A 26,763-nucleotide genomic window follows, 5' to 3' on the forward strand; every position below is an offset into this window, starting at 1 on the left:
GGCTTGCCCGGCTGGCTGTCGACGCGGTCGGCGACGAAGTAGCCGTGGCGTTCGAACTGGAAGCGTTCTTCCGGCTTGGCGTTCTTCAGGCTTGGCTCCAGATAGGCGGTGATGACTTCTTTCGCCTTCGGGTTCAGGAACTCCTTGAAGTCCTTGCCACCCGAGTCCGGCATTGCATCCGTGAACAGGCGGTCGTAGAGGCGCACTTCGGCTTCCAGCGCGGCGGCGGCCGAGACCCAGTGGATCGTGCCTTTCACCTTGTAGTTGTTGGCGCCGTCCGTGCCCGACTTGGAATCGGGGAAGTAGTTGCAGTGCACCGCCACCACCTTGCCGTTCTCATCCTTGTCGTAGCCCGTGCACTCGACCACGAAGCCGTATTTCAGGCGCACGCGGTTGCCCGGCTGGCCGTCCACCGGCGGGTAGAAGCGGAAGTAGCCCTTCGTCGGCACTTCCATGAAGTCTTCTTCCTCGATCCACAACTCGCGCGTGAACGGGAAAGTGCGGTGGCCCAGCTCCGGATGGTGCGGGTGCACCGGCGAGCTGCATTCCACGCTGTCGTTGGCGTCGAAGTTGTCGATGATGAGCTTGAGCGGCTTCAGCACGGCGATCGCGCGCGGCGCTTTCGGGTCCAGGTCTTCACGCACGGCGCCTTCCAGCACGCCGTAGTCGATCCACCCGTCGGACTTGGTGACACCGGTGCGCTCGCACATCAGCTGGATGCCTTCCGGCGTGAAGCCGCGGCGGCGCATGCCGGCGATGGTCGGCAGGCGCGGGTCGTCCCAGCCGTCCACGATGCCTTCTTCCACCATCTGGCGCAGCTTGCGCTTGGAGGTGACGATGTAGGTCAGGTTCAGGCGGGCGAATTCATACTGGTTCGGCACCGGCTTCTTGAAGAAACCGCCTTCCGACAGCACTTCCAGCAGCCAGTCGTAGAAGGGGCGGTGGTCCTGGAACTCCAGCGTGCAGACGGAATGTGTGATGTTTTCCAGCGCATCCGAAATCGGGTGCGTGTAGTCGTACATCGGGTAGATGCACCATGCGTCGCCGGTACGGTGGTGGTGCGCGTGGCGGATGCGGTAGATGGCCGGGTCGCGGTTGGTCATGATCGGCGAAGACATCGCATCTTCGCTCATCTTCGCGCGCACGACGTGTTCGCCGTCCTTGTATTTGCCGGCCTTCATGTCGCGGAAGATCTGCAGCGACTCTTCCACCGGGCGGTTGCGGAAGGGCGAATTGGTGCCCGGCGTACTGAAATTGCCGCGGTTCGCCGCCATGTCCTCCGCGCTCTGCGAGTCGACGTAGGCCAGGCCCTTGCTGATCAGGTATTCGGCCATTTCGTACAGCTTGTCGAAATAGTCACTCGCGTAGTACAGGTGGTTGCCGGCGCCGACCGGGCCTTTGTGTTCCCAGTCGAAGCCCAGCCACTTCACGCTGTCCAGGATGGAATCGACGTATTCCTGCTCTTCCTTCGCCGGATTGGTGTCGTCGAAACGCATGTGGCAGCGGCCGTTATAGTCGCGCGCCAGGCCGAAATTCACGTAAATCGATTTTGCATGGCCCACGTGCAGGTAGCCGTTCGGCTCCGGCGGGAAGCGGGTGATGACGGGCGGCAGGCCTTCACGCTGGTGCTTACCGCTGGCCAGGTCGCTTTCGACGATATTGCGCAGGAAATTCGGTGCAGGGGCGTGGGCAGTGCTGTTTTTGTCGTTGCTCATCTAAAAAGTACGGAAAAAGAGTCGAATAGCGCCCATTTTACCGTACAGGAGGCCTCGCGGCGGGACGGCCAGTGCTTTTCTATAGGATAATTCGGGCTATGGACAATTTATACAATGTGCTGGGCATCGCGCCCAACGCCAGCGAGGACGAGATCAAGAAGGTCTACCGCTCCCTCGCCATGCGCTTTCACCCGGACCGTAACCAGGAACCGGGCGCCGACGCGCGTTTCAAGGCCATCGTGAAGGCCTACGAAGTGCTGTCCGACCCCGTCAAGCGCGAAGAATACAACCAGAGCCTGAACCACCGCATCATCATCGACCCGGAAGCGGAGGCGTACCAGCTGTGGCGTTCCGTGTTCGCCATGCAGGGCGTGACCATTCCCGCCGCCTGAAGAATCAAGAGAGTTAAGCAATGAGAAGAGTACACCCGGAGTTCGCCTACCAGTCGCGCGAGCTCGCCGACCAGATCGAGGGCATCCTCGGCGATCCGCCTGACCGCAAGAACTACCAGAAGATGCTGGACGCCCTGATGGCCGATTACGCCGCGGGCGGCGGCATCGATGACCTGAACATGATGGCCTTCGCGCTGGTGGACGTGATCGAGTTCACGGACAACAAAGCCATCCTGGCCGAAGCGCAGGACTTTGAATACGGCGACGCCGCGCGCGTGTTCGGCGCGGCGAAATGCCCGGACGGCGTGGCCGCCGAGATGCTGGCCGCGCTCGAAGAGAACCATCCCGAACTCGGCCGCCAGGCCATCATCACGGCCTTCCTGCACAAGCATCCGCGCGCCTGGGATGAGGACGATACCTCGCTCGACCAGCTGGCCGAAGGCGATGAAGGCGACGACGATGAGGAAGAGGGCGTGGTCAGCGACGATTTCGCCCAGATGTTCGATCAGGAAGGAGAGCAGTAATGTCCGATAATAAAAATCTGCCCGCCATCAGCAAGCAAGTGACGGAACTGGTGCTGGCCGGCTCGCTGAGCCACGCCGAGCAGGCCTTCGCGGAAGCGGCCGAACAGCACGGCGACCTGGCCGTGGCCGAAGTGCTGCAGAATATTCCGCCGCACGTGACCGCGCTGCACATGGCAGGCTTCGACGGCGGCAAGCTGTCGCTGGCCACCCTGCTGGTGCCGCCGAAGGCCTGGGCCGAAAGCCTGGCCTATATCGCGGCGACCTGGCCGGATGACCTGATCGAAGACGATCCCGAGCGCATCGCGGAATCGCTGTTCGCCCACATCCATGGCGTGGTGTTCGGCACCGAAGACGAAGAGCGCCGCCACGAGCTGCTGGCCGAAGCGTCGGCCACGGATTGGGGCTGCACCGCCTTCGCCATCCTGTTCTCGATGGCGCCGAAAGAGATCCTGGAAGTGGCGGGCGAGATCATCTCGAAGGGCCCGTACATCACGGGCCAGACTTCGTCCGACAACGATATCGTGCCGCTGGCCGTGGCGCTGGCCCAGGCCAGCGAGGACGGCTGGGACCGCGCGCTGTTCGAGCTGTTTCCGGACTTCCGCCACAGCGCGGACCTGGCGGACGCCGAGTTCAGCGACGATCCCGACGAGGAGCCGCAATTCCTGCAGCGCTCCACCAAGGAGCTGCTGTACCGCCTGCGCAAGCAGGTGCCAAGCACGCGCTCGACCACCACGCGCAGCACGCGCCGCAGCATGGGCACGGGGATCTTCAACTGATGCAGATTGCCTTAGTCAAAGAGAACCTGCCGCGCCTGACGCGCGCCATCCGCCTGCTGCCGGGCGATCATGCGGAGGACGCGGCCGTGATCCTGGCCGACGAGCTGTCCGGCATCACTGCGATGGTGGCGGACAAGTTCACCAACAACCGCACGGCCGAAGGCATCCAGAAAGCCGTGAACCTGACGGTGGGCTGCGTGTCGCTGGGCCTGGAGCACCTGCTGGCGGTGGACAGCGACGAGCTGGCGCTGGACATCCTGGTCGATAACGGCGCCGAAGCGGCGTTCCAGGCCGGCTTCCGCCAGCTGAAGGAGCTGTCGCAGATGCCGGAAGACTCGCTGATCGGCGAATACGACAGCGATCCTGTGTATGCCCAGCGCCGCCTGCGCGACCTGTTCTTCGAGCTGTGCCTGACCGACGCTGCGCAGAACTGGGATGGTCCGGTGCGTTTCGCCGCGCAGCTCAAGCAGCGCCAGGAGGTGCAGGCGATTGTGCGGCTTGCCAACTGGCTGCGCCGCCACAACACGGAAGGCCCGATCAAGGATGCCGACCTGAATGCGGAAGGCGTGATTGCGCTGGCGATTATTTTCGCCGTCGAAGGCAAGGGCAAGATCGTCGCACGCACGGGGCAGAAGGAATTCGAGCGCTTCGTGAAGGCGGTACGCAAGGCCAAGCCGGATTACGAGGCTGGCTGGGAAGCGCTGGTGGCCGCAGTGCCGGAGCAGCACCATCCAGTGCTGCTGAACCGCATCGACCTGTATCGCCGCAGCTGCACGGTCCTGCAAAGCATCCCCACGCGCAAGGCCATGAAGACCCTGTTCGCCGAGCTCGAAAACTACGCCGGCTCCGAACTCGACGCCGACTACGATTAATTGCTTTTTAATTGGGGACAGACCCGGATTATTTTAATCCGGGTCTGTCCCCATTTTTTGAGCAACATTTCCCTTGGCTAAGGCGACGAAGGCTTCTACCAGCGGACTGCTGTCATCGGCCCGCTGCGCGAGCAGCAGCGACGTGGTGGCGCCCGGGTCATCCAGCTCCCTGTAGACCACGCCTTCCATATGAATGTTGTTGAAGGAATTCGGCAACACCGTCACCCCGCATCCCGCCGCGACCAGGCCAATGATGGTGGACGCTTCCCCAGCCTCCATCGCAATCTGCGGTGAAAAACCCGCCGCCCGGCACAGGCGGAAAATCTGCGGATAAATACCCGTGCCCGCATCCTTGGGATACATCACGAAGGGCAAGCCTTCGAGATCTTTCACCGGCACCTTCTTCTTGCGCACCAAAGGTGAGTCCGACGGCAGCACCAGCACCAGCGGATCCTGCCTGAGCTCGGTCAGCCTGACTGACTCCGGCAGCGCCGTGGCCACCGTCCGCACGAAACCCAGGTCGAGCTCGCGTGCTTCCAGTGCCGCCAACTGCGGCAGGGTAGCGAGCTCATGCAAGGTAAACACAACGCCCGGATACTGCTGCCGATAGCGCCGGATCACCTGCGCAAACAGCGGCGTGAACGGCGTGGAGAACGTGAAGCCAACCCGCAGCTCGCCGCTTTCGCCCCGCTGCGCACGCTGCGCAGTCAGCTTGGCCTGTTCCGACAGTGCCAGCACGCGCCTTGCGTCATTCAGGAACAGCTTGCCCGCTTCCGTGAGCCGCACCCAGCGCTTGCTGCGTTCCAGCAGCTGGGCGCCAATTTCCGCCTCCAGCGCCTGGATTTGCTGGCTCAGCGGAGGCTGCCCGATATGCAGGCGCTCGGCCGCCCGCGTGAAGCTCAGCTCCTCGGCAACGGCAACGAAATAGCGCAGGTGTCGGAGTTCCATTATCGTTTTTAAATATTAGTAATGCCATAAATATATATTGGACAGTAATACTGTGCAATCATAAGATGGCCTCATCGAAGTTTTGCAGGTGCTCACCATGTCCATCGTTGCCGGCACACCGGAATTCAAGCGCACCAACCGCGCACTGTTCTTCGGCGGTTTCTCCTGTTTCGCACTGTTGTACTGCGTGCAGCCACTGATGCCGCTGCTGTCGCAGGAGTTCGCCCTGACGCCGGCGCAGAGCAGCCTGTCGCTGTCGATTGCGACGGGTGCACTGGCGATATCGCTGGTGTTGTCGAGCATTATTTCGGACCGCATGGGCCGTAAGCCGCTGATGGTGACTGCGCTCGCCATCGCCGCCCTGATGACCCTGGTATCGGCGTTCTCGCACAGCTATCCGCAATTGCTGCTGGCACGCGCCGCGCTCGGCTTCGCGCTGGGCGGCATGCCGGCGGTGGCGATGGCCTACCTGGCCGAGGAAATCGAACCGCAATCGCTAGGGTTGTCGATGGGCCTCTACGTCAGCGGCAGCGCCTTCGGCGGCATGCTGGGGCGCCTGATGACTTCGGTGCTCAGCGACCATATGTCATGGCGCGTGGCGACGCTGGCAATCGGCGCGGCGGGTGTGTTCGCTGCGCTGGAGTTCTGGCGCAGCCTGCCTCCTTCGCGCAATTTCCGTCCCGGCAGCGGCGGCATGGCGGCGCTGAAGCAGGGAGCGCTGCAGCACTTCCGCGACGACGGCCTGCCGTGGCTGTTCGCGCTGGCCTTCATTCTTGTCGGCTGCTTCATCAGCCTGTACAGCTACATCAGCTACCGTCTGCTGGCGGCGCCGTTCTCGCTGTCGCAAAGCGTAGTGGGTGGCATCTCGGTGCTCTACCTGATTGGCATCTTCAGCTCGGTGTACGCGGGCAAACTGGCCGACCGGCTGGGGCGGCGCAGCGTGCTGTGGGTAATGCTGACCGTCATGCTCGCAGGTCTGCTGCTGACGCTGGTAAATTCGCTGCCGTTCATCCTGATCGGCATGGCGCTGTTCACTTTCGGCTTCTTCGCCTCGCACTCGGTGGCCAGCAGCTGGGTGGGGCGCCGCGCGCGGGCGCCGAAAGCGCTGGCGTCCGCGCTCTACCTGTTCTCCTACTACCTGGGTTCCAGCGTAATCGGCTGGCTGTGCGGCTATGTGTGGTCGCATGGCGGCTGGCCGGGTGTGGTGGCCTTGCTGGGCAGCCTGCTCGGCGCCGGACTCATGATCGCATTGCGCCTGCGTACCCTGATGCCGCTCAGCGCGCCGCCGGTGGCGCTGAGCGCAGCTGCTTGAGCCCGATCAAACGCGGGCTGCGGCTGAGGAACGGGCGGTCACGGCTGCTGTCCGAAGTGGTGGGCATCCATTGGGATGCCGCTCACCACAGGAGGCGAACATGCTACAGGAACAGGAGATCAGGCGCAGGCTCAGCAGTGTGCAGCTGGCGGTAGGACAAGCGGCGCAAGCCTTATCGGCGGAACGCAACCTGCCGGGCGAACTGCGCGACTACATCCAGCGGCTCGACCGTCAATCCGACAGCATCGTGGAAGTGCTGGCGCTGCGCGATCCCACGCGCATCGTTAAACTGATCGACGATATGGAAGTCCTCGGTGCCCGCGCCCGCCGCGTCTGCGCCAGCGGCCTGCCGCTGACCCCGCAAATGAAAGCCGCCGTCAACCACATGCACAACGAACTCGCCGACTTCAAGTCGCACCTCCACTGACACCATGGGGTCAGGCACCGGCTGTCACTGACACGGAGTGCCTGACCCCAGGGTGTCAGTACGGGCTCGGCTGCTGTTACAGGATGCCGCGGGTGCGGAGGGCGGCGATGTCGGCGTCGCTGTGGCCGAGGAGCTCGCGCAGGATGGTGTCGGTGTGCTGGCCCAGCGTGGGGGGGGCGGTGCTGGCGTCAGTCGGCGTCGCGGAGAGGCGCATCGGGCTGCGCACCAGCTTCATGCTGCCCGACGTTGGGTGCGGCACCGAGACCACCATCTCGCGCGCCTGCACCTGCTCGTTGCGGTACACGTCGCCGATGTCGTTGATCGGGCCGCATGGAACGCCGACCGCTTCCAGCTGCGCAATCCATTCGTCGCGTGTTTTGGTGAGCACCATCTCTGCAAGGATCGGCACCAGCACATCGCGGTTCTGCACGCGCAGGGGATTCGTCACGAAGCGCGGATCGCTCGCCAGCTCCGGCCTGCCGCCGGCTTCCACGAACTTCACATACTGTCCGTCATTGCCGGTGGCGACGATGATGTAGCCATCCGAGCACTGGAAGGTCTGGTAGGGCACGATGTTGGGATGCGCATTGCCCCAGCGCTTGGGCGCCTTGCCGCTGTGGAGATAGTTGCTGCCCATATTCGCCAGCATCGCCACCTGCACGTCGAGCAGCGCCATGTCGATGTACTGGCCTTCGCCCGTGCGGTCGCGGTGCGTGAGCGCGGCGAGAATGGCGATGGTGGAGTACATACCCGTCATCAGGTCGCACAGCGCCACTCCGGCTTTCTGCGGGCCGCCGCCCGGCAGGTCGTCGCGCTCGCCGGTTACGGACATCAGCCCGCCCATGCCCTGGATCAGGAAGTCGTAGCCCGCGCGGTGCGCGTAAGGACCATCCTGCCCGAAGCCCGTCACCGAGCAGTACACCAGGTCCGGCTTCACCGCCTTCAGCGATTCGTAATCGAGGCCGTAGCGCTTGAGCTGCCCGACCTTGTAGTTCTCGAGGACCACATCCGAATGCTTGGCCAGCTCGCGGATGATCTGCTGGCCTTCCGGCGTCGAAATATCGACCGTGACCGAGCGCTTGCCGCGGTTGGCCGCGAGGTAGTAGGCCGCTTCGGTGGTGTCCGCGCCTTGCGCGTCCTTTGCATACGGCGGGCCCCAGGCGCGCGTGTCGTCGCCGGTGCCGGGACGTTCGATCTTGATGACGTCCGCGCCGAGGTCCGCCAGGTTCTGCGAGCACCACGGCCCGGCCAGCACGCGCGACAGGTCGAGGACGCGGATATGGCCGAGGGCTTTGGCGGATGGGGCACTGCTCATATTGTCTCCTTGTTCTAAGGAGCGATAGCTTAACGCATCCAGCCGTGATAGTGTTTCGTGCATGTGGCCCTATCCCCGAATCATTGCGCACCGCGGCGGCGGCAAGCTCGCGCCAGAGAACACCATTGCCGGCCTGCGCGCCGGCCTGGCCCACGGTTTCCATGCCGTGGAGTTTGACGTCATGCTGTCGCAGGACGGGATCGGCGTGATCATGCACGATCCCGATTTCGGCCGCACGGTGGCAGGGCGGGGCAGCGTGGCGTCCACCACGGCGGCAGCATTGCAGGCGATGGATGCGGGCAGCTGGTTCGGCCCGCAGTTTGCCGGCGAGCGGGTGCCGCTGTTCACTGAGTTCTTCGAGTTCTGCCGCGCCAACCGGATCTGGATGAACATCGAGATCAAGCCCGCGCCCGGCCATGACGCCGCCACCGGCGACTGGGTAGCGCGCAAGACAGCTGAGCTCGCCGGGCGGCCGTACCCGTCCACCTTGGGGTCTGACCCCGAGGTGGACACGGGCTCGGCCGTACCACTGCTGAGTTCGTTCAGCTTCGAGGCGCTGGCGGCGGCGAGGGATGCGGCGCCTCAAATCCCACGGGCTTATCTGCTTGATAAGATTCCGGATGACTGGGAGGGGCAGGCGCGCGAGCTGGGCGCTGTCGCCATCCACACCAACCAGAAACACCTTACCCCCGTCATGGCCAAGGCCATCAAGGATGCCGGTTTCGGCCTCTTTTGCTATACCGTCAACGATCCGGAGCACGCCCGCACGCTGCTCTCCTGGGGCGTGGACGCCTTCTGCACTGACCGCATCGACCTGATCGGCCCCGCATTTGCCTGAGCGGCGGCCCTGTAGCCGCCGTATACGGATCACGTATAATCAGCGTTTTGCATACATTTGCCAGCGCCTTTTAGCCTATCTGACATGAAATCATCTGAAATCCGCGAGAAGTTCCTGAAGTTCTTCGAATCCAAGGGTCACACGATCGTCCGTTCCAGCCCGCTGGTGCCTGGCAATGACCCGACCATGCTGCTCACGAACTCCGGCATGGTGCAGTTCAAGGATGTTTTCCTCGGCCTCGATACGCGTCCTTACTCGCGCGCGACCTCCGTGCAGCGCTGCGTGCGCGCCGGCGGCAAGCATAATGACCTGGAAAACGTGGGCTATACCGCGCGTCACCATACTTTCTTCGAAATGCTGGGCAACTTCAGCTTCGGCGACTATTTCAAGCGCGATGCCATCCAGTACGCCTGGGAGCTGCTGACCAAGGTCTACATGCTGCCGGCCGAAAAGCTGACCGTGACCGTCTACCAGGAAGATGACGAGGCCTACGATATCTGGGCCAATGAAATCGGCGTGCCGAAAGAGCGCATCATCCGCATCGGCGACAACAAGGGTTCGCGCTACGCTTCGGATAACTTCTGGCAGATGGCCGATGTGGGCCCATGCGGTCCTTGCACCGAGATCTTCTACGACCACGGCCCGGAAATCTGGGGTGGTCCTCCGGGTTCGCCTGAGGAAGACGGCGACCGTTTCATCGAAATCTGGAACCTGGTGTTCATGCAGTTCAACCGCGATGAAGCGGGCAATATGAACAAGCTGCCCAAGCCTTGCGTCGATACCGGCATGGGCATGGAACGCCTGGCCGCCGTGCTGCAGCACGTGCACAGCAACTACGAGATCGACCTGTTCCAGAACCTGATCAAGGCCGCTGCCCGCGAAACCGGCGCCACCGACCTGGAAAACAAGTCGCTGCGCGTGATCGCGGACCATATCCGCGCCGCTTCCTTCCTGATCGTGGACGGCATCATTCCTTCGTCCGAAGGTCACGGCTACGTCCTGCGCCGCATCATCCGCCGCGCGCTGCGCCACGGCCACAAGCTGGGCCAGACCAAGCCATTCTTCTACAAGCTGGCTGCCGACCTGAATATCGAGATGGGCACTGCCTATCCTGAACTGGCCGAGAAACTGGCTTATGTCCAGCAAGTGCTGAAGACGGAAGAAGAGCGCTTCGGCGAAACGCTGGAAAACGGCATGAAGATCCTGGAAGCGCAGCTGGCCAAGGATGCGAAGAACCTGGACGGCGCCACCGCCTTCACGCTGTACGACACCTATGGCTTCCCGCTGGACCTGACCGCGGACATCTGCCGCGAGCGCGGCATCACGCTGGATGAAGCAGGCTTCAACGAAGCCATGGAAAACCAGAAGAAGACCGCCCGCGCAGCAGGCAAGTTCAAGATGGCCGCCAATGTGGAATACAGCGGCGCCAAGACCAGCTTCGTCGGTTACGACCAGCTGGCCTTCGATTCCAAAGTGATCGCGCTGTACAAGGATGGCGCGCCGGTGCAGGAACTGAAAGCAGGCGACAACGGCATCGTGGTGCTGGACACCACCCCGTTCTACGCCGAATCCGGCGGCCAGGTGGGCGACCAGGGCGTGATCCAGTCCGCCTCCGCCAAGTTCAACGTGGAAGACACGCTGAAGATCCAGGCCGACGTGTTCGGCCAGCACGGCGTGCTGGCGCAAGGCACGCTGAAGGTGGGCGATGCCGTGTCCGCGCAAGTGGATACGGAGAAGCGCGGCCGCACCATCCGCAACCACTCCGCCACCCACCTGATGCACAAGGCCCTGCGCGAAGTGCTGGGCGGCCATGTGGCGCAGAAAGGCTCGCTGGTTGATCCGGACAAGACCCGTTTCGACTTCAGCCACAATGCCCCGGTGACGGCGGAACAGATCGCGCAGATCGAAGCCATCGTCAACAAGGAGATCCTGGAAAACCACGCCACGAAGGCGCAGCATATGTCCTTCGACGACGCGGTGAAGCATGGCGCCATGGCGCTGTTCGGCGAGAAGTACGGCGATGAAGTGCGCGTGCTGGACATCGGCTCTTCCAAAGAGCTGTGCGGCGGCGTGCACGTGAACCGCACCGGCGATATCGGCCTGTTCAAGATCGTGTCCGAAGGCGGCGTGGCGGCGGGTATCCGCCGTATCGAAGCCGTGACGGGCGAGGGCGCGCTGGCGCTGGTGCAGGGCATGACGCGCCGCCTGAACGAAGCCGCCGCCGCGCTGAAGGCGACGCCGGAAGAAATCACTTCCCGCATCTCGCAGGTGCAGGACCAGGTGAAGGCGCTGGAAAAGGAACTGAACGCGCTGAAATCGAAGCTGGCTTCCGGCCAGGGCGATGAGCTGGCAACCAGGGCCGTGGACATCAAGGGCATCAAGGTGCTGGCTGCGACCATGGAAGGCGCCGACGTGGCAGCCCTGCGCGAAACGATGGACAAGCTGAAGGACAAGCTGAAGTCGGCCGCCATCGTGCTGGCCAGCGTGGCGGACGGCAAAGTCAGCCTGATCGCGGGCGTGACCCAGGACTCCATCGGCAAGGTCAAAGCGGGCGAGCTGGTGAACTTCGTTGCACAACAAGTGGGCGGTAAAGGCGGCGGACGCCCCGATATGGCGCAGGCCGGCGGCACCAATCCGGCAGCCCTGCCGGCGGCGCTGGACGGCGTTGCAGCATGGGTGGAAGCCAAGCTGTAACAGGGAAAGATGAGCCTGCGGGTCCGCGTTTGCTTACGCGGACCTTGCTGGCGCTGCAGTTCTCGTTGCTAAGTTGCAACGCAACATGAACAATTTTGGTGCACCGCGTCAAGCTGCACGAATTGGAGTAGTATGTCGAGACTCAGCACAATAATTGGTGAGAATTTGAATGAGCGACACACTACTCGAAACCGAAATTATGGAATTTCATAAGGAACTCGATGCGCGGGGCCTCAATTGCCCGCTGCCGATCCTGAAAGCGAAGAAAGCGCTGGCTGAACTGGAGAGCGGCCAGGTGCTGCGCATCATGGCAACCGATCCGGGTTCCGTGCGCGACTTCCAGGCTTTTGCCAAACAGACCGGCAACCCGCTGCTCTCGCACGTGCAGCAAGGCCGTGAATTCACGTTTTTGATGCAGCGCAAGTAAGATATTCAGGCTTTTTGGCCGCGTTTTGGGGACAGTTTCCAGCTCAGGGACCTGTCCCCAAACTTTTTAGAGCACGTGCACTAGGCAATAATCGCACGATCGTGCTTTAATTTGGTGCTGGGCTAGAAAGTCTCTTATAATCTAGCCCACAATTTATACCCACTTTTCCAAAGGCACACCCATGAAAGTCCTGGTACCTGTCAAGCGTGTAGTTGACTACAACGTCAAAGTGCGCGTGAAGTCCGACGGCACTGGCGTCGATATCGCCAACGTCAAAATGTCGATGAACCCGTTCGACGAGATCGCTCTGGAAGAGGCTACCCGCCTCAAGGAAGCGGGCAAGGTAACTGAAGTGGTCGCTGTTTCCTGCGGCGTGGCCCAGTGCCAGGAAACCCTGCGCACCGGCATGGCCATCGGCGCCGACCGCGGCATCCTGGTGGAAACCGCCACCGAACTGGAGCCGCTGGCCGTGGCCAAGCTGCTGAAGGCGCTGGCCGACAAGGAACAGCCGCAGCTGATCATCCTGGGCAAGCAGGCGATTGACGACGATTCGAACCAGACCGGCCAGATGCTGGCTGCGCTGCTGGGCTGGCCGCAAGCGACCTTCGCCTCGAAAGTGGTGCTGGAAGACGGCAAGGCCACCGTGACCCGCGAAGTGGACGGCGGCCTGGAAACCATCGCCCTGACGCTGCCTGCCATCGTCACCACCGACCTGCGCCTGAACGAGCCGCGCTATGTGACGCTGCCGAACATCATGAAGGCGAAGAAGAAGCCGCTGGAAACCGTGAAACCGGAAGACCTGGGCGTGGACGTAACGCCGCGCCTGAAAACGCTGAAGGTCGTGGAGCCTGCCAAGCGTTCCGCTGGTATCAAGGTGCCGGACGTGGCAACCCTGGTGTCGAAACTGCGCACTGAAGCTAAAGTCATCTAAGAGGAATACACCATGGTCGCACTCGTTATTGCAGAACACGACAACGCCAGCCTGAAAGGCAGCACCCACCACACCGTGACCGCGGCCGCCCAATGCGGCGGCGAAGTGCACGTGCTGGTTGCAGGCAGCAATGCTTCCGCCGCCGCTGCCGCCGCTGCGCAGATCGCAGGCGTTTCCAAAGTGCTGGTCGCCGACGCGCCGTACTTCGCCGAAGGCCTGGCTGAAAACGTCGCCGAGCAGATCCTGGCTGTTGCGGGCAGCTACTCGCACATCCTGGCGCCTGCTACCGCCTACGGCAAGAACATCCTGCCGCGCGTGGCCGCCAAGCTGGACGTGGCACAGATCTCGGAAATCACCAAAGTGGATGCGCCGGACACCTTCGAGCGTCCTATCTATGCCGGTAATGCCATCGCCTACGTGCAGTCTTCGGACAAGGTGAAAGTCATCACCGTCCGCACCACCGGCTTCGACGCCGCTGCCGCCACCGGCGGTTCGGCTGCCACCGAAAACGTGGCCGCCGTGGCCGACGTGGGCAAGTCGTCCTTCGTGGGCCGTGAAGTGGCCAAGTCGGACCGTCCGGAACTGACCGCAGCGAAGATCATCGTGTCCGGCGGCCGTGGCATCGGTTCGGCCGAGAACTTCAAGGTCCTGGAGCCGCTGGCCGACAAGCTGAACGCCGCCATGGGCGCATCGCGCGCCGCCGTGGACGCGGGCTTCGTGCCGAACGACTGGCAGGTTGGCCAGACCGGCAAGATCGTTGCGCCTTCGCTGTACATCGCCGTCGGCATCTCCGGCGCCATCCAGCATTTGGCCGGCATGAAGGATTCGAAGACCATCGTCGCCATCAACAAGGATCCTGAAGCGCCGATCTTCTCGGTTGCCGACTACGGCATCGTGGGCGATCTGTTTGAAGTGGTGCCGGAACTGGTCAAAGAACTGGGCTGAACACTGAATTAAATTACCAAGCCACGCTGGCCGGTTTGTCCGTGCCACCGTGGCTTGTTTTCTTGGAGTGAGACATGAGCTATCAAGCCCCCCTGAAAGAGATGCAGTTCGTGATGAACGAACTGGCCGGCCTGGCCGCCGTGAGCCAGCTGCCGGGCTGCGAAGACGCTACGCCAGAAACGGCGGAAGCGGTGCTGGAAGAGAATGCGAAATTCGTCAGCGGCGTTGTGGCGCCGCTGAACCATTCGGGCGACAAGGAACCGAGCTACTGGCACGACGGCCAGGTAACGACGGCCAAGGGTTTCAAGGAAGCCTTCCGCCAGTTCGTGGAAGCGGGCTGGCAAGGCCTGCAGCATCCGCAGGAATTCGGCGGCCAGGGCCTGCCGAAGCTGGTGGGCACGCCATGCGTGGAGATGCTGCATGGCGCCAACCTGTCCTTCGCGCTGGTGGCGCTGCTGACCGACGGCGCGATTGAAGCGCTGCTGACCGCAGGCAGCGACGAGCAGAAGGCCACTTTCCTGGAGCCGCTGATCACCGGCAAGTGGACTGGCACCATGAACCTCACGGAGCCGCAGGCCGGTTCCGACCTGGCCGCCGTGCGCACCCGCGCCGTGCCGCAGGGCGACGGCACCTACAAGATCTTCGGCACCAAGATCTTCATCACCTACGGCGAGCACGATATGGCGGAGAACATCATCCACCTCGTGCTGGCGCGCACGCCGGATGCGCCGCCGGGTGTGAAGGGCATTTCGCTGTTCATCGTGCCGAAGTACATGGTGAACAAGGACGGTTCGCTGGGCGAGCGCAATGACGCGCACTGCGTATCCATCGAACACAAGCTGGGCATCAAGGCATCGCCGACCGCCGTGCTGCAGTTCGGCGACAACGGCGGCGCCATCGGCACGCTGGTGGGCGAGGAGAACCGCGGCCTGGAATACATGTTCATCATGATGAACGCGGCCCGCTTCGGTGTCGGCATGCAGGGCGTGGGCGTGGCGGAGCGTGCTTACCAGCAGGCCGTGGCCTTCGCCAAGGACCGCGTGCAGTCGAAAGACCTGGCGGGTTCGGAAAGCGGCGTTGCCATCATCAACCACCCGGATGTGCGCCGCATGCTGATGTCGATGCGTTCGCAGACCGAGGCGGCGCGCGCGCTGGCCTATGTGGCGGCGGGCATCCACGACGTGGCGCATCATCACGCGGACGCGGATGTGCGCAAGCAGAACCAGGCCGTGTATGAATTCCTGGTGCCGATCGTGAAGGGATGGTCCACCGAGATGTCCGAGAATGTCACCCGCGACGGCGTGCAGGTGCACGGCGGCATGGGCTTCATCGAAGAAACCGGCGCGGCGCAGCACTACCGCGATTCGAAGATCCTCACGATCTACGAAGGGACTACCGCCATCCAGGCCAATGACCTGATCGGCCGCAAGACCGTGCGTGACGGCGGCGCGGTGGCAAAGGGCCTGATCGCCGAGGCACGTGCCACCGCCGCGGCGCTGGGCGATGGTGCGGACTTCGCAGCCATCCGCAAGCACCTGGAGCAGGGCGCGAACGACCTGGAAGCCGTAGTGGACTTCGTGGTGAACAATACCCGCAGCGACATCAAGGCGGTGTTCTCCGGTTCCGTGCTGTACCTGAAGCTGGCCGGCATCGTGCTGGGTGGCTGGCAGATGGCGCGCGCCGCCATCATCGCGCAGCAGAAGCTGGATGCGGGCGATGGCGATGCGGGCTTCTACAAGGCCAAGATCGTGACCTCGCGCTTCTTCGCGGAGCACATCCTGTCCGGCTCCACCGGCATGCGCGCGGCCATCGTTGAAGGCAGCGCCGGCGTGCTCGGCCTGCCGGTCGATCAGTTCTGACCGGCCTGTTCGTGCGCAAGCAGCCATTGCTTGCGCGCGAGTCCCCCGCCGTAGCCGGTGAGTGATCCGTCCTTGCCTATCACACGGTGGCAGGGAATGATGATCGCGATGCGGTTGGCGCCATTGGCCGCCGCCGCAGCGCGCGTCGCGCTCGGTGCGCCGATGCGCTCCGCCAGTGCCGCATAGTGGGTGGTGGCGCCGTGCGGAAGTTCTCGCAGCGCTTGCCATACCTTGAGCTGGAATTCGGTGCCCGGTATGTCCAGCGGCACGCTGAATGTGCTGCGCTTACCTTCCATGTATTCCAGCATCTGCGCCGCCGCTGCACGCGTATGCGCGTTTTCGCCCGCGAGGATGCTGCTGCCGTAATGGCGCTCCAGCTGGCGCAGTTCCTTGTCCAGAATCGGCCGGTCTGCGAATTCCAGCAGGCATACGCCTTTATCGCTGGCGCATACGAACATGGGGCCCAGCGGGCTTGAGAAGCGCTGCATGACCAGCGGCTGCGCAGCTTTGCTTGGCGCCTTTCCTGTCATTTTCTTTACCGTGTAAGCGAAGCCGCTCAGCGACTCGTAACCGCTGCTGAGGGCGGCATCGATGGTGCTGCGGCCTTCCTTGAGGTCCGTCATGGCGGCGTTCACACGCAGCATGCGCTGGTAAGCCTGGAAGCTGTGGCCGTGATGCTTGAGGAACCAGCGCCGTATCAGTTCCGGGCTCAGGCCCAGCGCGCGCAGTTCCTTGTCCGGCACGCGATGCGCCGGATGCGCGCGCACGAGTGCCATGGCGCGTTCGACTTGCGGTGGCACGTCCGGACTGCTTTCCGTCGGGCGGCACACCTTGCATGGCCTGAAACCGAGTGCAAGCGGCTCCCGCATATCCGAGAAGAAGTCGACATTGGCCTGTTTCGGCTTGCGCGCGCGGCAGGTGGAGATGCAGAAAATGCCGGTGGTCTTTACCGCCGCGTAGAAGGCGCCCACATGTTCCGGGGAGCGGTCCAGGAGGGCGCGGTAGCAGCGTGCGGCCGCGGCAGGGTCACTGATCTTCATCGGCAAAGAGGGAAGCGAAGCTCTGCGCAGCCTGGATGCGGGCCAGCTCGATGCCCAGGCGCTGTTTCAGTTTGCCATGCACGAAATTGCCCATGCTGATGCGCTTCACGCCGTGGGCGCCCAGCGTCGCAAAGTCGGGCAGCGTGGGCATGCACATCACGTTGAGCGGCAGCGTGACCGCGCCGCTTACCTCGCGCATGGCGGCGGGTTCGGTGATGCAGGGCACGAAGTAGCCGTCCGCGCCGTGTTCCGCGTAAAGGCGGCCGCGTGCGATCGTCTCCTGCAGTGCCTGCGGAACGCCGAGCAGGAAGGTGTCGGTGCGGGCATTGATGAAGAGGCCGGGGCAGGTACGCTTGATGGCCGCAATCCGTTCGGCGAGGAATTCCGCCGGCAGCAGCTGGCGCTTGCCTTCGATGACAAGGCTGTCCTCCACATTGATGCCCGCTACGCCAAGCGCCTGCAGCCGCTGCGCATTAACAGCCGTACTTTCGGCGGATTCCGCATAGCCGGCTTCGATATCCACGCTGAGCGGCAGCGTGCTGCAGGCGCGGATACGGCTCACAATATGGAACAGGTCTTCGAAGGACATGTCCTGCCCGTCCTGGTAGCCCAGCATGCTGGCGATGGCGGCGCTGGAAGTGCCGAGCGCGGGGTAGCCTGCTTCCGCTGCGGCATGGGCACTGGGCACATCCCATACGTTGGCGATGATGAAGGGGACTTCAGCCTTATGCAGTGCGGCGAAACTGGTCATGTGGGTCTCCGGTGAATGAGTACTGAGCTTAGCGCCGCCTGCGAAGCTGCGGCAACCGAAAAACGGACGACTATTTTTTCTCGCCGGCGGCAATGGCAGCGATCTCGTAGTCGCCATCGTCCACCAGCCTGTCCCAGCCTTCGAATTTGCCGAGGCCCAGCACGCGCGCCATCGACAGCAGCAGGCTCTGGCCGGCAACGGGACGGTCCGGCGCCAGTGCATAGACCGGATCTGCAAATGCCGCTTCGGGCGTGGTGATGGTCCAGCCCATGTCCTTGAACATGGCGATCACGTCGCCCAGCCACATCGCGTTGATGAGATTGTGGTGCAGCAGGATGACCTGCGCGATATCGCGGCCCTGCAGTTTCTGCGACAGGGCGCGGTAGGCGAGGGCGCGCTGCTTCACGTGGCCGAGATAGGCCGTGCGGATGGCGCTCACGTCGGCTTGCGGGTCGCGCTGCAGCACCTCCAGCAGCTTGCCATTCAGGCGCCAATCGCTGGTGTCCAGGCTCACATAGGCATTGCGGTAGTCCTGCTGCGCCAGGAAGCTGCGCATGCCGTCGCGCTTCTCCGGTGTGTTCCCTTCGCGCAGGAAGGTGAAGCGGAACCATTTCCGGTAGCCGGGCAGGCCGCTGATGATGTTGTCGCAGTCCGTGATTTCACGCTGGTAGTCGGCGAGCGCAATCTTGTGCAGGTCCGGATGCGTCATCGTATGGTTGCCGACCACATGGCCTGCATCGCCCCAGGCGCGCGCCAGCGCCAGTCCCTCAGGCGTATTGGCGCCGTTGCCGCAGGTGACGAACAATGCGGCCTTGACCTGGTGCCTGGCCAGCGCAGCCAGCATGGCCTGGTTGCGCTGCTGCGCATTCATGCGCGGGCCGTCGCTGGAATGCGGGCCGTCGTCGAAGGTAAAAGCGACGGATTGGGCCTGCACGGCGAACGTGGCGCAGGCCATGACTGCAGCGGCGATGAATCTGAGTTGTCGCACCTTGTCTCCTTATCGTTGGTGGAAGCGCTGCGGTATATTACGTGAAAGTCTGCCAACGGAACCACCATGGAATACGCCACCCTGCTGCTGTTCGTCCCCGCCTGCTTCGCCATCAATATGGCGCCCGGCCCCAATAATCTGCTTTCGATCAGCAACGCCACCCGCTATGGCCTGCGCGCGGCCTGGCTGGCGGGCGCCGGGCGCCTGCTTGCCTTTGCGGGCATGATCGCGCTGGCCTCGGCCGGACTGGCGGTGGTGCTGCATACTTCCCAGCTGCTGTTCACGGTCATCAAGACCGTAGGCGCGCTGTACCTGTTCTATATTGCGTGGCAGCTGTGGCGCGCGGTTCCCGAAGCTGAAGGTGAGGTGCAAGCTGGCGCCACCCTCTGGCAACTGGCGCGGCAAGAATTCCTTGTTGCGGCAGGCAACCCGAAAGCCATCCTGGTGTTCACGGCCTTCCTGCCGCAATTTGTCGATCCGCGCCAATCGATGGCCTTGCAGTTCACAATCCTCGGTGCACTGTTCCTGCTGTTTGAGCTCGTGGCCATCGGCCTGTATGCCTGGATGGGGCTCGGCATGAAGCGCTTCCTCGGCCAGCCGCGCGGCCGCCGGCTGTTCAACCGCAGCTGTGCAACGCTGCTCGGTGGCGCCGGCCTTGGCCTGCTGTTGTCCCGGCGCGTCTGAGGGGTGCGCCGAACCGGTGGATTTCTGCGCTGAACCGGGGATATTTGTCACGAATTGTAGGGACTTTTCAGCGGATTTGTAGGGAGGTAATAAAACGGCACGATCATGCGCTAATCTGACATTGTTGCCGTCCGGAATTGTCCGCACGGCCCTCTTTTGGACCGACAATGAAGATCAAAATGATCGCGCGCGCCACGCTGATGGCGCTAGGTACGGCAGCCGCATTAATGCCTGCCGTGCCCATGGCGGCGACAAAGAATGTCCCGCCTGTCCCAGTTGTGCACTGGGAGCAGTTCCCTGGTGAGCCTATTCTTGTTTTCGCCGGCGGCGATTCCACCGATGTGGATGGCCAGCTTGTTTCCTGGACCTGGAAGTTCGGCGACGGGAAAACGGCGACCGGCATGGATGTCAGCCACGTGTACGCCAAGGCTGGTAGCTACACCGCCACGCTGACGGTGAAGGACAACGCTGGCGCGACTGTCAGCAAGAACTTCGCTGTTACCGTCGTCGGCAAGCCGAACGTGCTGCCGGAACCCGGCGCCACCGTCAAACCGACCGACGGCACCCTGATTGCGGTATTTGATGGCAGCAGTTCGAAAGACCCGGACGGGAAGATCACGTCCTATGCCTGGGACTTCGGCGACGGCACCAAGGGCACCGGTGCGAAGATCAGCCACACCTACAAGGCAGCAGGGCAGTATGCCGCCACGCTGACAGTGACCGATAACGAGAAGGCCAGCGCCACGGTGCCTGTGCCGGTCGCCATCGTCGGCAACTTGCCGCCGGTTGCAGCCGCGACGGCCACGCAGACCACCGGCAAGTTCGTTGTCGCCTTCGACGGCTCCGCCTCCACTGACAGCGATGGCAAGATCGCCAAATACAGCTGGGACTTCGGCAATGGCCTGAAAGGGAGCGGCGCGAAGGTTTCCCATACTTACAAGGCAGCAGGCCAGTACGCCGCCAGCCTGACCGTGACCGATAACCGCGGCGCCACGGCGAAGATTGCCGTTCCGGTCACTGCTGGTGTGAAGAACAACCTGCCCGTTGCCAGCGCCTTCGGCGCGCCGGTCAGCGGCAAGCTGGCCGTGAACTTCGATGCTTCCGCCTCCACCGACAGCGACGGCAAGATCGTCAGCTATGCCTGGGACTTCGGCGACGGTGGCAAGGGCACCGGCGTGCGCGCCAGCCGTACGTACAAGACTGCAGGCAGCTATAACGCAACCCTTACTGTGACCGATAACCTGGGCGGCGTATCGACCGTCCAGGTGCCTGTCACCGTGGGTACCGTGAGCACCGCGGGCAAGCCATGGGTCAGCGGCTATTACGCGGGCTGGTTCTGGAATGATTACCAGCCGCAGAACATCGACATGAGCGCGATGACGCACGCCGTGTTCGGCCGCGTGGCGCCGGGCGGCGGCACGCTGGGCGGCACGCCGGGCCAGATCGTTCCGGGCGCAGGCACCGCGCATGACCCTGGCCAACTGCCGGCGAACGTCAGCACCCGCAGCGTGGAGGACTTCTTCGTGCAGCGCGCGCACTCCGCGGGCATCAAGGCGCTGCTGATGTTGGGCGGGAACTTCGATGGTCCGGGCTTCGTGGCGTCCACCAAGCCGGGCGTGCGCACTACCTTCATCAGCAACCTGCTGAACTACCTGGCCGCGCATGACTACGACGGCGTGGACATCGATTGGGAAGACGAGCTGGATGATGCACAGGAAACCGGCCAGCTGCTGGCATTGGTCACTGAGCTGAAATCGGCGGCCTCGGTCCATGCGCGCTACCGCGACCGTCCGCTGATCATCACTTACCCGACCAGCATCCTGAACATGAACTACGACGTGGTACCGCAGTGGAAAGTGGACATCGCGAAGATGGTCGACCAGTTCAATATCATGAGCTACGAGATGGCCTTCGCCCACGGCGGCTGGACCACCTGGCACTTCTCGCCGCTGTACGGCCAGGCCGGCACCCACCCAAGCGATGTATCGAGCTCGGTGCAGGCCTATATCGACGCGGGCATCATGCCGGGCAAGATCGGCATCGGCATCGGCTTCTACGCATCCAGCTATGCGCCGCCGGTTACGGGCCCGAACCAGCCGGTGAGCATGCAGGAATCGAACGACGCCACCTGGAGCTACGCGAACCTGGTGAATGGCGGCTTCCTGTCCGCCGGCACCTATGTGTGGGATGAAGAAGCGCAGGCCTCTTACCGCTATTATCCGGGCGGCTTCACCGGCCACGCCGAATACAACTGGGGCACCTCGGGCTTCCTCAGCTACGAAGATCCGCGCAGCATCGCGGCCAAGGGTAAGTTCGTGCGCAACAAGCAGCTGGGCGGCGCCATCATCTGGACCATCAACTACGGTTCGCCGGATGGCCTGAACAACCCGCTGCTGAATGCGGTGAAGCAGTCCTTCCTGATGGGCGCGGACAGCGTGCAGCCATACGCACGCTTCAATTCTGCCATGCCGTCCACCACCGAACTGCGCTTCAACTTCGATGGCACGCAGTCGAGCGATGTGGATAACAAGCCCGTTGCCAGCTACCACTGGAACTTCGGCGATGGCGGCACCGCCACCGGCGCCAATGTATCGCACACCTACGCCGCAGCCGGCACCTACCTGGTGACGCTGACTGTTACCGATAGCAAAGGCGTGAGCGCCTCCACCACCTCCGCCATGCTGGCCGACTTCCCGCCACCGCCGGACGTGATGCCGCCGCTGGAGCCTGTGCCGGCAGCAAACGGCGCCAAGCCATGGGTAACGGCGTACTACGCGGGCTGGTTCTGGCCTGAGTTCGAACCGCAGTATGTGGACATGAGCACCATGAGCCACTACGTGTTCGGCCGCGTGGCGCCTGGCGGCGGCACCCTGGGCGGCCAGCCGGGTGAAGTGGTGCTGGGCGCAGGCACGGCGCACCAGCCGGGCATCCTGGGCAGCCTGACCGCCAAGAGCGTGGAAGACTACCTGGTGGAACGTGCGCACCAGTCGGGCGTGAAAGCGCTGCTGATGATCGGCGGCATGGGCGACGGTAATGGCTTCCTGCGTTCGACCTCGCCGAGCCTGCGTCCTGTGTTCGTGAAGAACATCCTGGACTACCTGGAAGCGCACGACTACGACGGCATCGACCTCGATTGGGAAGACGTGCTGGATACCGACCAGGCCAAGTTCCGCCTGACCGCGCTGATCGCCGACCTGCGCGCCGGCGCCAAGCTGCGCGCCCGCTGGCAGAACCCGTCGAATCCGTTCCTGATCACGTTCCCGAACTACGCGATGAACATGAACTACGAAACGGTGCCGGAATGGAAAGTGACCGTGGCCTCCATCGTGGACCAGTTCAACCTGATGAGCTATGCACTGGGCTTCGCGGCCGACGGCTGGACTTCCACCACCTTCAGCCCGATCGAAGGCCATACCACCTCGCATCCGATGGACGTGAGCTCCAGCATCCAGGCCTACCAGAACGCGGGCATTGACCGCAAGAAGCTGGGCGTGGGCATCGGCTTCTACGGCATGAGCTACGCGCCGCCGGTAACGGGTCCGGACCAGCCGGTAACGCCGATGAATAACAGCGACACGAGCCTGAGCTATGCCCAGCTGGTGCGCGGCGGCTACCTGAGCAACGGCAGCTACCACTGGGATGACACGGCGAAGATGGGCTACCGCTCGTACCCGGGCGCAGGCTTCAAGGGCGCCGGCATGCTGAGCTACGAAGACGAAGCCAGTATCGCCGCCAAGGGCAAGTGGGTGCGCGAGACCGGCACCGGCGGCGCCATCATCTGGGTCATCAACTATGGCAGCCCGGATGGCAAGACCAATCCGCTGATGAACGCCGCGAAGAAAGCGTTCCTGCAGTAACGGTGTTGTAGCAGTCTGTTGAAGTGGGTGAAAACCCTGCCGGTGGCGTCGCCGGCAGGGTTTTCTTTTTCAGCCGTAGGCGCCGCCGGTGTAGAGCAGGTCGAACAGGCGGGCGAGGGTGGCAATCATGGTGGCGGCGCCGACCATCACGGTGGCGACCAGGATCAGGGCCAGGAGCCAGCCGGAACGGCTCTGGCGGCCGGAGGCGGCATTGTGTGCGGCATCCCATTTCTCGTCCGGCGTGAGGCCGATGACGAGGGCTTCAATGAAACCCACCAGCATCGAGAGCGTCAGCGGCAGGTAATGGAAATACCAGTTGGCCTGCGGGGCCACGCTCATCACCACGCCGCACAGGGGCAGGGAAATGGCGTGGGCCCAGCCCCAGCGGTCGCCCATCCCCTTGAGATAGAAGCGGTGAGCGCCCACTCCGCCCAGTACGGCGGCCAGCAGGGTAGTGAAGGTCTTGTTCTTGTGTTGCGAAACTGGCATGTTTGCTGGGAAATAGGGGCAAAGGCGGCAGTATCGCACAAGAAAACGGCTTGCCCCAATGCCGGGACTGAGCGATAATCATGGATTACCCGAAATACCCACCTTTGTTGTTAATGCTTGCCCGTCGGAGGAAAAGCACGCTATAATTTGCGGCTTTTTCCGACTCAGCACACTTTTCTGGAAATATTATGGTCGTTATTCGTTTAGCTCGTGGTGGCGCAAAAAAGCGTCCTTTCTACAACATCGTTGCAACCGATTCCCGCAATCGCCGCGACGGCCGCTTCGTTGAGCGTATCGGCTTCTACAACCCGATGGCATCGGGCCAGGAAGTGCCTTTCCGCGTCGCTGAAGACCGCCTGTCGTACTGGCAAGGCGTGGGCGCACAGCTGTCCCCAGCTGTTGCTCGCCTGGTCGCTGGCAACAAAGCAGCCTAAGTTTCGCTTCGGGTTTTGGCCGGCAAGACTGCATCCGGGGTGGAAATCCCCGACGATCTGGTACAGGTAGGCTTTGTCTCCGGTGCCTATGGTGTTGCGGGTGGAATCAGGGTTCGTCCTTTTTCCACCGATGCCGATGCGCTGCTGAGCGCCAAAACCTGGTGGCTGGACAAGCCGGGCCTGCATGACGTGAGCGTCAGGCGGGCCAAGTTGCATGGTGGAGACGTGGTTGCCACGCTGGTCGGCCTGGACGACCGTGACCTGGCTGAAGCGCTGAAAGGCGCCGCCGTCTCCGTGCCGCGCAGCGCCTTCCCGCAGCTGGAAGAAGATGAATTTTACTGGGCCGACCTGATCGGCCTGGACGTGGAAAATCTGCAGGGCGAGCGCCTCGGCGCCGTGGTGGACATGATGAGCAATGGGCCGCAATCCATTCTCCGCGTGGCCAGCGAAGGTCAGGACGAGCGCCTGATCCCCTTTGTGGACCAGTACGTGAGCAAGGTGGACAAGGACGCGAAGAAGATCATCGTGGACTGGGGCCTGGATTACTGATCCGGAGCCGCCCGATGCAGTTCGACGTCATTACGCTGTTCCCTGAAATGTTCGCTGCCCTGACGCAGTCCGGCGTAACGCGCCGGGCCCACGAGCAGGGCAAGTGGGGCCTGTCGCTGTGGAATCCGCGCGATTTCACCACCGACAACCACCGCACCGTGGACGACCGGCCGTACGGTGGCGGTCCCGGCATGGTGATGCTGGCCAAACCGCTGGAAGCGACCATCGGCGCCGCGAAGCAGCGCCAGATGGTGGCAGGCTTGCCTGCCCCGCGCGTGGTGTTCATGTCCCCGCAGGGCAAGCAGTTGACGCATGAACGCGTGATGCAGCTGAAGCAGGAACCCGGCCTCGTGATTCTGTGCGGCCGCTACGAAGCGGTGGACCAGCGCCTGCTGGACCGCTGCGTGGACGAAGAGATCAGCCTCGGCGATTTCGTGCTGTCCGGCGGCGAACTGCCGGCGATGGCGCTGATGGATGCGGTGGTGCGGCAGCTGCCCGGCGTGCTGAATACGGATGCTTCGGCGGTGGAAGACAGCTTCGTCAACGGCCTGCTGGATTCGCCGCATTACACGCGGCCGGAAGTATATGAAGACGTGGCAGTGCCGCCGGTGCTACTGGGCGGCAACCACGCAGAGATTATGAAATGGCGCCGCGAGCGCATGCTGGAAGCGACGGCGCGCAAGCGGCCCGACCTGCTGGTGAAAGCCCGCGAAGCCGGCCTGCTGAGCAAGCAGGACGAAAAGTTTTTGGCAGGTTTGTAAACCTGCTGGTGTACCGAACGGGCCGGATGCCCGCTGCAGCAAAACCATCCTCTACCGGGCAACACGTGCGCCGGCATGATGGCAAATGGAGTTTATAAAATGAACCTGATTCAACAACTCGAGCAAGAAGAAATCGCTCGCCTGGGCAAAAACATCCCTGAATTTGCACCTGGCGACACCGTCGTTGTGAACGTTAACGTAGTTGAAGGCACCCGCAAGCGCGCCCAGGCTTACGAAGGCGTTGTGATCGCTCGTCGTAACCGCGGCCTGAACTCGAACTTCATCGTTCGTAAAATCTCGTCCGGCGAAGGCGTTGAGCGTACCTTCCAGCTGTACTCCCCGCTGATCGCTTCGATCGAAGTGAAACGCCGTGGTGACGTACGTCGCGCCAAGCTGTACTACCTGCGCGAGCGTTCGGGCAAGTCCGCACGTATCAAGGAAAAACTGCCAAACCGTCGCGTTGCGGCGAAAGCAGAAGCGTAATCTACGCGTCTGTTGTTTGGATGGAAGGGGTGCCGCTGGTGCCCCTTTTTTGCTTTTGAAGGAGCGACTCTTGGCCAAGCCTGCATTCGATCCCACCCAGCTGCCGATTGACGCCATTGCCGGTGAAGCGGCCGTGATGCTGGAGCGCCTGGCGCCGGAATGGCTGCGCGAGCGTTTCGCCAATCCGCCCGACTGGGCACCCGAAACCGCCGACGAATCGCATGCGCCCCGCCCCAACGCCACGCCGGCCGCCGTGCTGGTGCCGCTGGTGCTGCGCCCCGAAGGCCTGACCCTGCTGCTTACCCAGCGCACCGCCCACCTGAATGACCACGCCGGCCAGATTGCCTTCCCAGGCGGCCGCGCCGAAGAATATGATTCCTCGCCCATCGATACCGCCCTGCGCGAGACGGAGGAGGAGATCGGCCTGCAGCGCCGCCATATCGACGTGATCGGCACGCTGCCGCTGTACCATACGGGTACCGGCTATGCCGTGACGCCGGTGGTGGGCCTGGTGCACCCGCCTTTCGAACTGAAAGCCGATACCTTCGAAGTGGCCGAGATTTTCGAGGTGCCGATGTCCTTCCTGATGGATGGGCTGAACCACAAGCGCATGTCGGCGCAGCTGCCCAGCGGCCGCCGCTCGTTTTATGCCATGCCTTATGAGAACTACTTCATCTGGGGCGCCACGGCGGGCATGCTGCGCAACCTGTTTCATTTTTTGCGCGCATAGGCTAAGGTAGCGGGCATTGCGG

Annotated in this window: 26 protein-coding genes; 19 read left to right on the forward strand and 7 right to left on the reverse strand. The window is 63.0% G+C overall.

Annotated elements, in window-relative coordinates; translation table 11 throughout:
- On the reverse strand, positions 1 to 1,715 hold a 1,715-nt coding region (locus ACJRPG_RS14570), incomplete at its 3' end, for a glutamine--tRNA ligase/YqeY domain fusion protein (protein WP_408000809.1).
- A gap of 98 nt (positions 1,716 to 1,813) precedes the next feature.
- Between ACJRPG_RS14570 and ACJRPG_RS14575 the strand changes: the two genes are divergently transcribed.
- From ACJRPG_RS14575 to ACJRPG_RS14590, 4 genes are read left to right on the forward strand one after another with little or no spacing between them, the layout of a single operon-like run.
- Positions 1,814 to 2,107 (forward strand): DnaJ domain-containing protein, encoded by a 294-nt coding sequence (locus ACJRPG_RS14575; RefSeq protein ID WP_408000810.1) that lies wholly within the window; start codon positions 1,814 to 1,816, stop codon positions 2,105 to 2,107.
- Positions 2,108 to 2,127: 20 nt separating this feature from the next.
- Positions 2,128 to 2,631 (forward strand): hypothetical protein, encoded by a 504-nt coding sequence (locus tag ACJRPG_RS14580; RefSeq protein WP_408000811.1) that lies wholly within the window; start codon positions 2,128 to 2,130, stop codon positions 2,629 to 2,631.
- Positions 2,631 to 3,407: a hypothetical protein gene (locus ACJRPG_RS14585; protein WP_408000812.1), complete on the forward strand. Its 777-nt coding sequence runs from the start codon at positions 2,631 to 2,633 to the stop codon at positions 3,405 to 3,407. The genes ACJRPG_RS14580 and ACJRPG_RS14585 overlap by 1 nt, the downstream gene beginning before the upstream one ends.
- On the forward strand, positions 3,407 to 4,279 hold the full coding sequence (locus ACJRPG_RS14590; protein ID WP_408000813.1) for a hypothetical protein: 873 nt from the start codon (positions 3,407 to 3,409) through the stop codon (positions 4,277 to 4,279). Before ACJRPG_RS14585 ends, ACJRPG_RS14590 begins: the two co-directional genes overlap by 1 nt.
- 33 nt (positions 4,280 to 4,312) lie before the next feature.
- On the opposite strand, the gene ACJRPG_RS14595 is transcribed toward ACJRPG_RS14590, so the two are convergent.
- On the reverse strand, positions 4,313 to 5,227 hold the full coding sequence (locus ACJRPG_RS14595; RefSeq protein WP_408000814.1) for a LysR family transcriptional regulator: 915 nt from the start codon (positions 5,225 to 5,227) through the stop codon (positions 4,313 to 4,315).
- Positions 5,228 to 5,324: 97 nt separating this feature from the next.
- On the opposite strand from ACJRPG_RS14595, the gene ACJRPG_RS14600 reads away from it, so the two are divergent.
- Positions 5,325 to 6,539 (forward strand): MFS transporter, encoded by a 1,215-nt coding sequence (locus ACJRPG_RS14600; RefSeq protein ID WP_408000815.1) that lies wholly within the window; start codon positions 5,325 to 5,327, stop codon positions 6,537 to 6,539.
- A gap of 100 nt (positions 6,540 to 6,639) precedes the next feature.
- Positions 6,640 to 6,966: a hypothetical protein gene (locus tag ACJRPG_RS14605; RefSeq protein ID WP_408000816.1), complete on the forward strand. Its 327-nt coding sequence runs from the start codon at positions 6,640 to 6,642 to the stop codon at positions 6,964 to 6,966.
- 76 nt (positions 6,967 to 7,042) lie between these two features.
- On the opposite strand, the gene ACJRPG_RS14610 is transcribed toward ACJRPG_RS14605, so the two are convergent.
- On the reverse strand, positions 7,043 to 8,281 hold the full coding sequence (locus ACJRPG_RS14610; RefSeq protein ID WP_408000817.1) for a CaiB/BaiF CoA transferase family protein: 1,239 nt from the start codon (positions 8,279 to 8,281) through the stop codon (positions 7,043 to 7,045).
- Positions 8,282 to 8,342: 61 nt separating this feature from the next.
- Here ACJRPG_RS14610 and ugpQ point away from each other — a divergent pair, with 61 nt between their 5' ends.
- From ugpQ to ACJRPG_RS14640, 6 genes are all read left to right on the forward strand, one after another.
- Positions 8,343 to 9,119, forward strand: coding sequence for a glycerophosphodiester phosphodiesterase (gene ugpQ, locus ACJRPG_RS14615; protein WP_408000818.1), 777 nt, complete (start codon positions 8,343 to 8,345; stop codon positions 9,117 to 9,119).
- An 84-nt stretch (positions 9,120 to 9,203) separates the two neighbouring features.
- The gene (gene alaS / locus ACJRPG_RS14620; protein ID WP_408000819.1) at positions 9,204 to 11,813 is read left to right on the forward strand and encodes an alanine--tRNA ligase; all 2,610 of its coding nucleotides are present in this window, start codon (positions 9,204 to 9,206) and stop codon (positions 11,811 to 11,813) included.
- A gap of 199 nt (positions 11,814 to 12,012) precedes the next feature.
- Positions 12,013 to 12,240 carry a sulfurtransferase TusA family protein gene (locus ACJRPG_RS14625; protein WP_408001087.1) on the forward strand — a complete coding sequence of 76 codons (228 nt, stop codon included), beginning with the start codon at positions 12,013 to 12,015 and terminating at the stop codon, positions 12,238 to 12,240.
- Between the two features lie 181 nt (positions 12,241 to 12,421).
- Positions 12,422 to 13,171 carry an electron transfer flavoprotein subunit beta/FixA family protein gene (locus ACJRPG_RS14630; RefSeq protein ID WP_408000820.1) on the forward strand — a complete coding sequence of 250 codons (750 nt, stop codon included), beginning with the start codon at positions 12,422 to 12,424 and terminating at the stop codon, positions 13,169 to 13,171.
- 12 nt (positions 13,172 to 13,183) lie between these two features.
- On the forward strand, positions 13,184 to 14,116 hold the full coding sequence (locus tag ACJRPG_RS14635) for an electron transfer flavoprotein subunit alpha/FixB family protein (RefSeq protein ID WP_408000821.1): 933 nt from the start codon (positions 13,184 to 13,186) through the stop codon (positions 14,114 to 14,116).
- Positions 14,117 to 14,190: 74 nt separating this feature from the next.
- Positions 14,191 to 15,975: an acyl-CoA dehydrogenase gene (locus ACJRPG_RS14640; protein ID WP_408000822.1), complete on the forward strand. Its 1,785-nt coding sequence runs from the start codon at positions 14,191 to 14,193 to the stop codon at positions 15,973 to 15,975.
- Here ACJRPG_RS14640 and ACJRPG_RS14645 read toward each other — a convergent pair.
- The 3 genes from ACJRPG_RS14645 to ACJRPG_RS14655 all read right to left on the reverse strand — a co-directional run bounded on the left by ACJRPG_RS14645 (position 15,966) and on the right by ACJRPG_RS14655 (position 18,754).
- Positions 15,966 to 17,015 (reverse strand): bifunctional transcriptional activator/DNA repair enzyme AdaA, encoded by a 1,050-nt coding sequence (locus tag ACJRPG_RS14645; protein ID WP_408000823.1) that lies wholly within the window; start codon positions 17,013 to 17,015, stop codon positions 15,966 to 15,968. The two genes, ACJRPG_RS14640 and ACJRPG_RS14645, sit on opposite strands and share 10 nt — an antisense overlap.
- Positions 17,002 to 17,766 carry an isocitrate lyase/PEP mutase family protein gene (locus tag ACJRPG_RS14650; RefSeq protein ID WP_408000824.1) on the reverse strand — a complete coding sequence of 255 codons (765 nt, stop codon included), beginning with the start codon at positions 17,764 to 17,766 and terminating at the stop codon, positions 17,002 to 17,004. The genes ACJRPG_RS14645 and ACJRPG_RS14650 overlap by 14 nt, the downstream gene beginning before the upstream one ends.
- 70 nt (positions 17,767 to 17,836) lie before the next feature.
- On the reverse strand, positions 17,837 to 18,754 hold the full coding sequence (locus ACJRPG_RS14655) for a polysaccharide deacetylase family protein (RefSeq protein ID WP_408000825.1): 918 nt from the start codon (positions 18,752 to 18,754) through the stop codon (positions 17,837 to 17,839).
- 66 nt (positions 18,755 to 18,820) lie between these two features.
- On the opposite strand from ACJRPG_RS14655, the gene ACJRPG_RS14660 reads away from it, so the two are divergent.
- Positions 18,821 to 19,438: a LysE family translocator gene (locus tag ACJRPG_RS14660; protein WP_408000826.1), complete on the forward strand. Its 618-nt coding sequence runs from the start codon at positions 18,821 to 18,823 to the stop codon at positions 19,436 to 19,438.
- Positions 19,439 to 19,605: 167 nt separating this feature from the next.
- Positions 19,606 to 23,295: a PKD domain-containing protein gene (locus ACJRPG_RS14665; protein WP_408000827.1), complete on the forward strand. Its 3,690-nt coding sequence runs from the start codon at positions 19,606 to 19,608 to the stop codon at positions 23,293 to 23,295.
- 69 nt (positions 23,296 to 23,364) lie between these two features.
- On the opposite strand, the gene ACJRPG_RS14670 is transcribed toward ACJRPG_RS14665, so the two are convergent.
- Positions 23,365 to 23,784: an NINE protein gene (locus ACJRPG_RS14670; protein ID WP_408000828.1), complete on the reverse strand. Its 420-nt coding sequence runs from the start codon at positions 23,782 to 23,784 to the stop codon at positions 23,365 to 23,367.
- A gap of 188 nt (positions 23,785 to 23,972) precedes the next feature.
- On the opposite strand from ACJRPG_RS14670, the gene rpsP reads away from it, so the two are divergent.
- From rpsP to ACJRPG_RS14695, 5 genes are all read left to right on the forward strand, one after another.
- Positions 23,973 to 24,218: a 30S ribosomal protein S16 gene (gene rpsP / locus ACJRPG_RS14675; RefSeq protein WP_408000829.1), complete on the forward strand. Its 246-nt coding sequence runs from the start codon at positions 23,973 to 23,975 to the stop codon at positions 24,216 to 24,218.
- 39 nt (positions 24,219 to 24,257) lie between these two features.
- Complete coding sequence (gene rimM / locus ACJRPG_RS14680) at positions 24,258 to 24,767, forward strand: ribosome maturation factor RimM (protein ID WP_408000830.1); 510 nt, start codon at positions 24,258 to 24,260, stop codon at positions 24,765 to 24,767.
- A 14-nt stretch (positions 24,768 to 24,781) separates the two neighbouring features.
- On the forward strand, positions 24,782 to 25,528 hold the full coding sequence (gene trmD, locus ACJRPG_RS14685; RefSeq protein ID WP_408000831.1) for a tRNA (guanosine(37)-N1)-methyltransferase TrmD: 747 nt from the start codon (positions 24,782 to 24,784) through the stop codon (positions 25,526 to 25,528).
- A 99-nt stretch (positions 25,529 to 25,627) separates the two neighbouring features.
- Complete coding sequence (gene rplS, locus ACJRPG_RS14690; protein ID WP_408000832.1) at positions 25,628 to 26,011, forward strand: 50S ribosomal protein L19; 384 nt, start codon at positions 25,628 to 25,630, stop codon at positions 26,009 to 26,011.
- A gap of 70 nt (positions 26,012 to 26,081) precedes the next feature.
- Positions 26,082 to 26,741: a CoA pyrophosphatase gene (locus tag ACJRPG_RS14695; protein ID WP_408000833.1), complete on the forward strand. Its 660-nt coding sequence runs from the start codon at positions 26,082 to 26,084 to the stop codon at positions 26,739 to 26,741.
- Positions 26,742 to 26,763 lie beyond the last annotated feature (22 nt).

It is taken from the genome of Pseudoduganella rhizocola, from assembly GCF_045984285.3.
Taxonomy (GTDB): Bacteria; Pseudomonadota; Gammaproteobacteria; order Burkholderiales; family Burkholderiaceae_D; genus Rugamonas.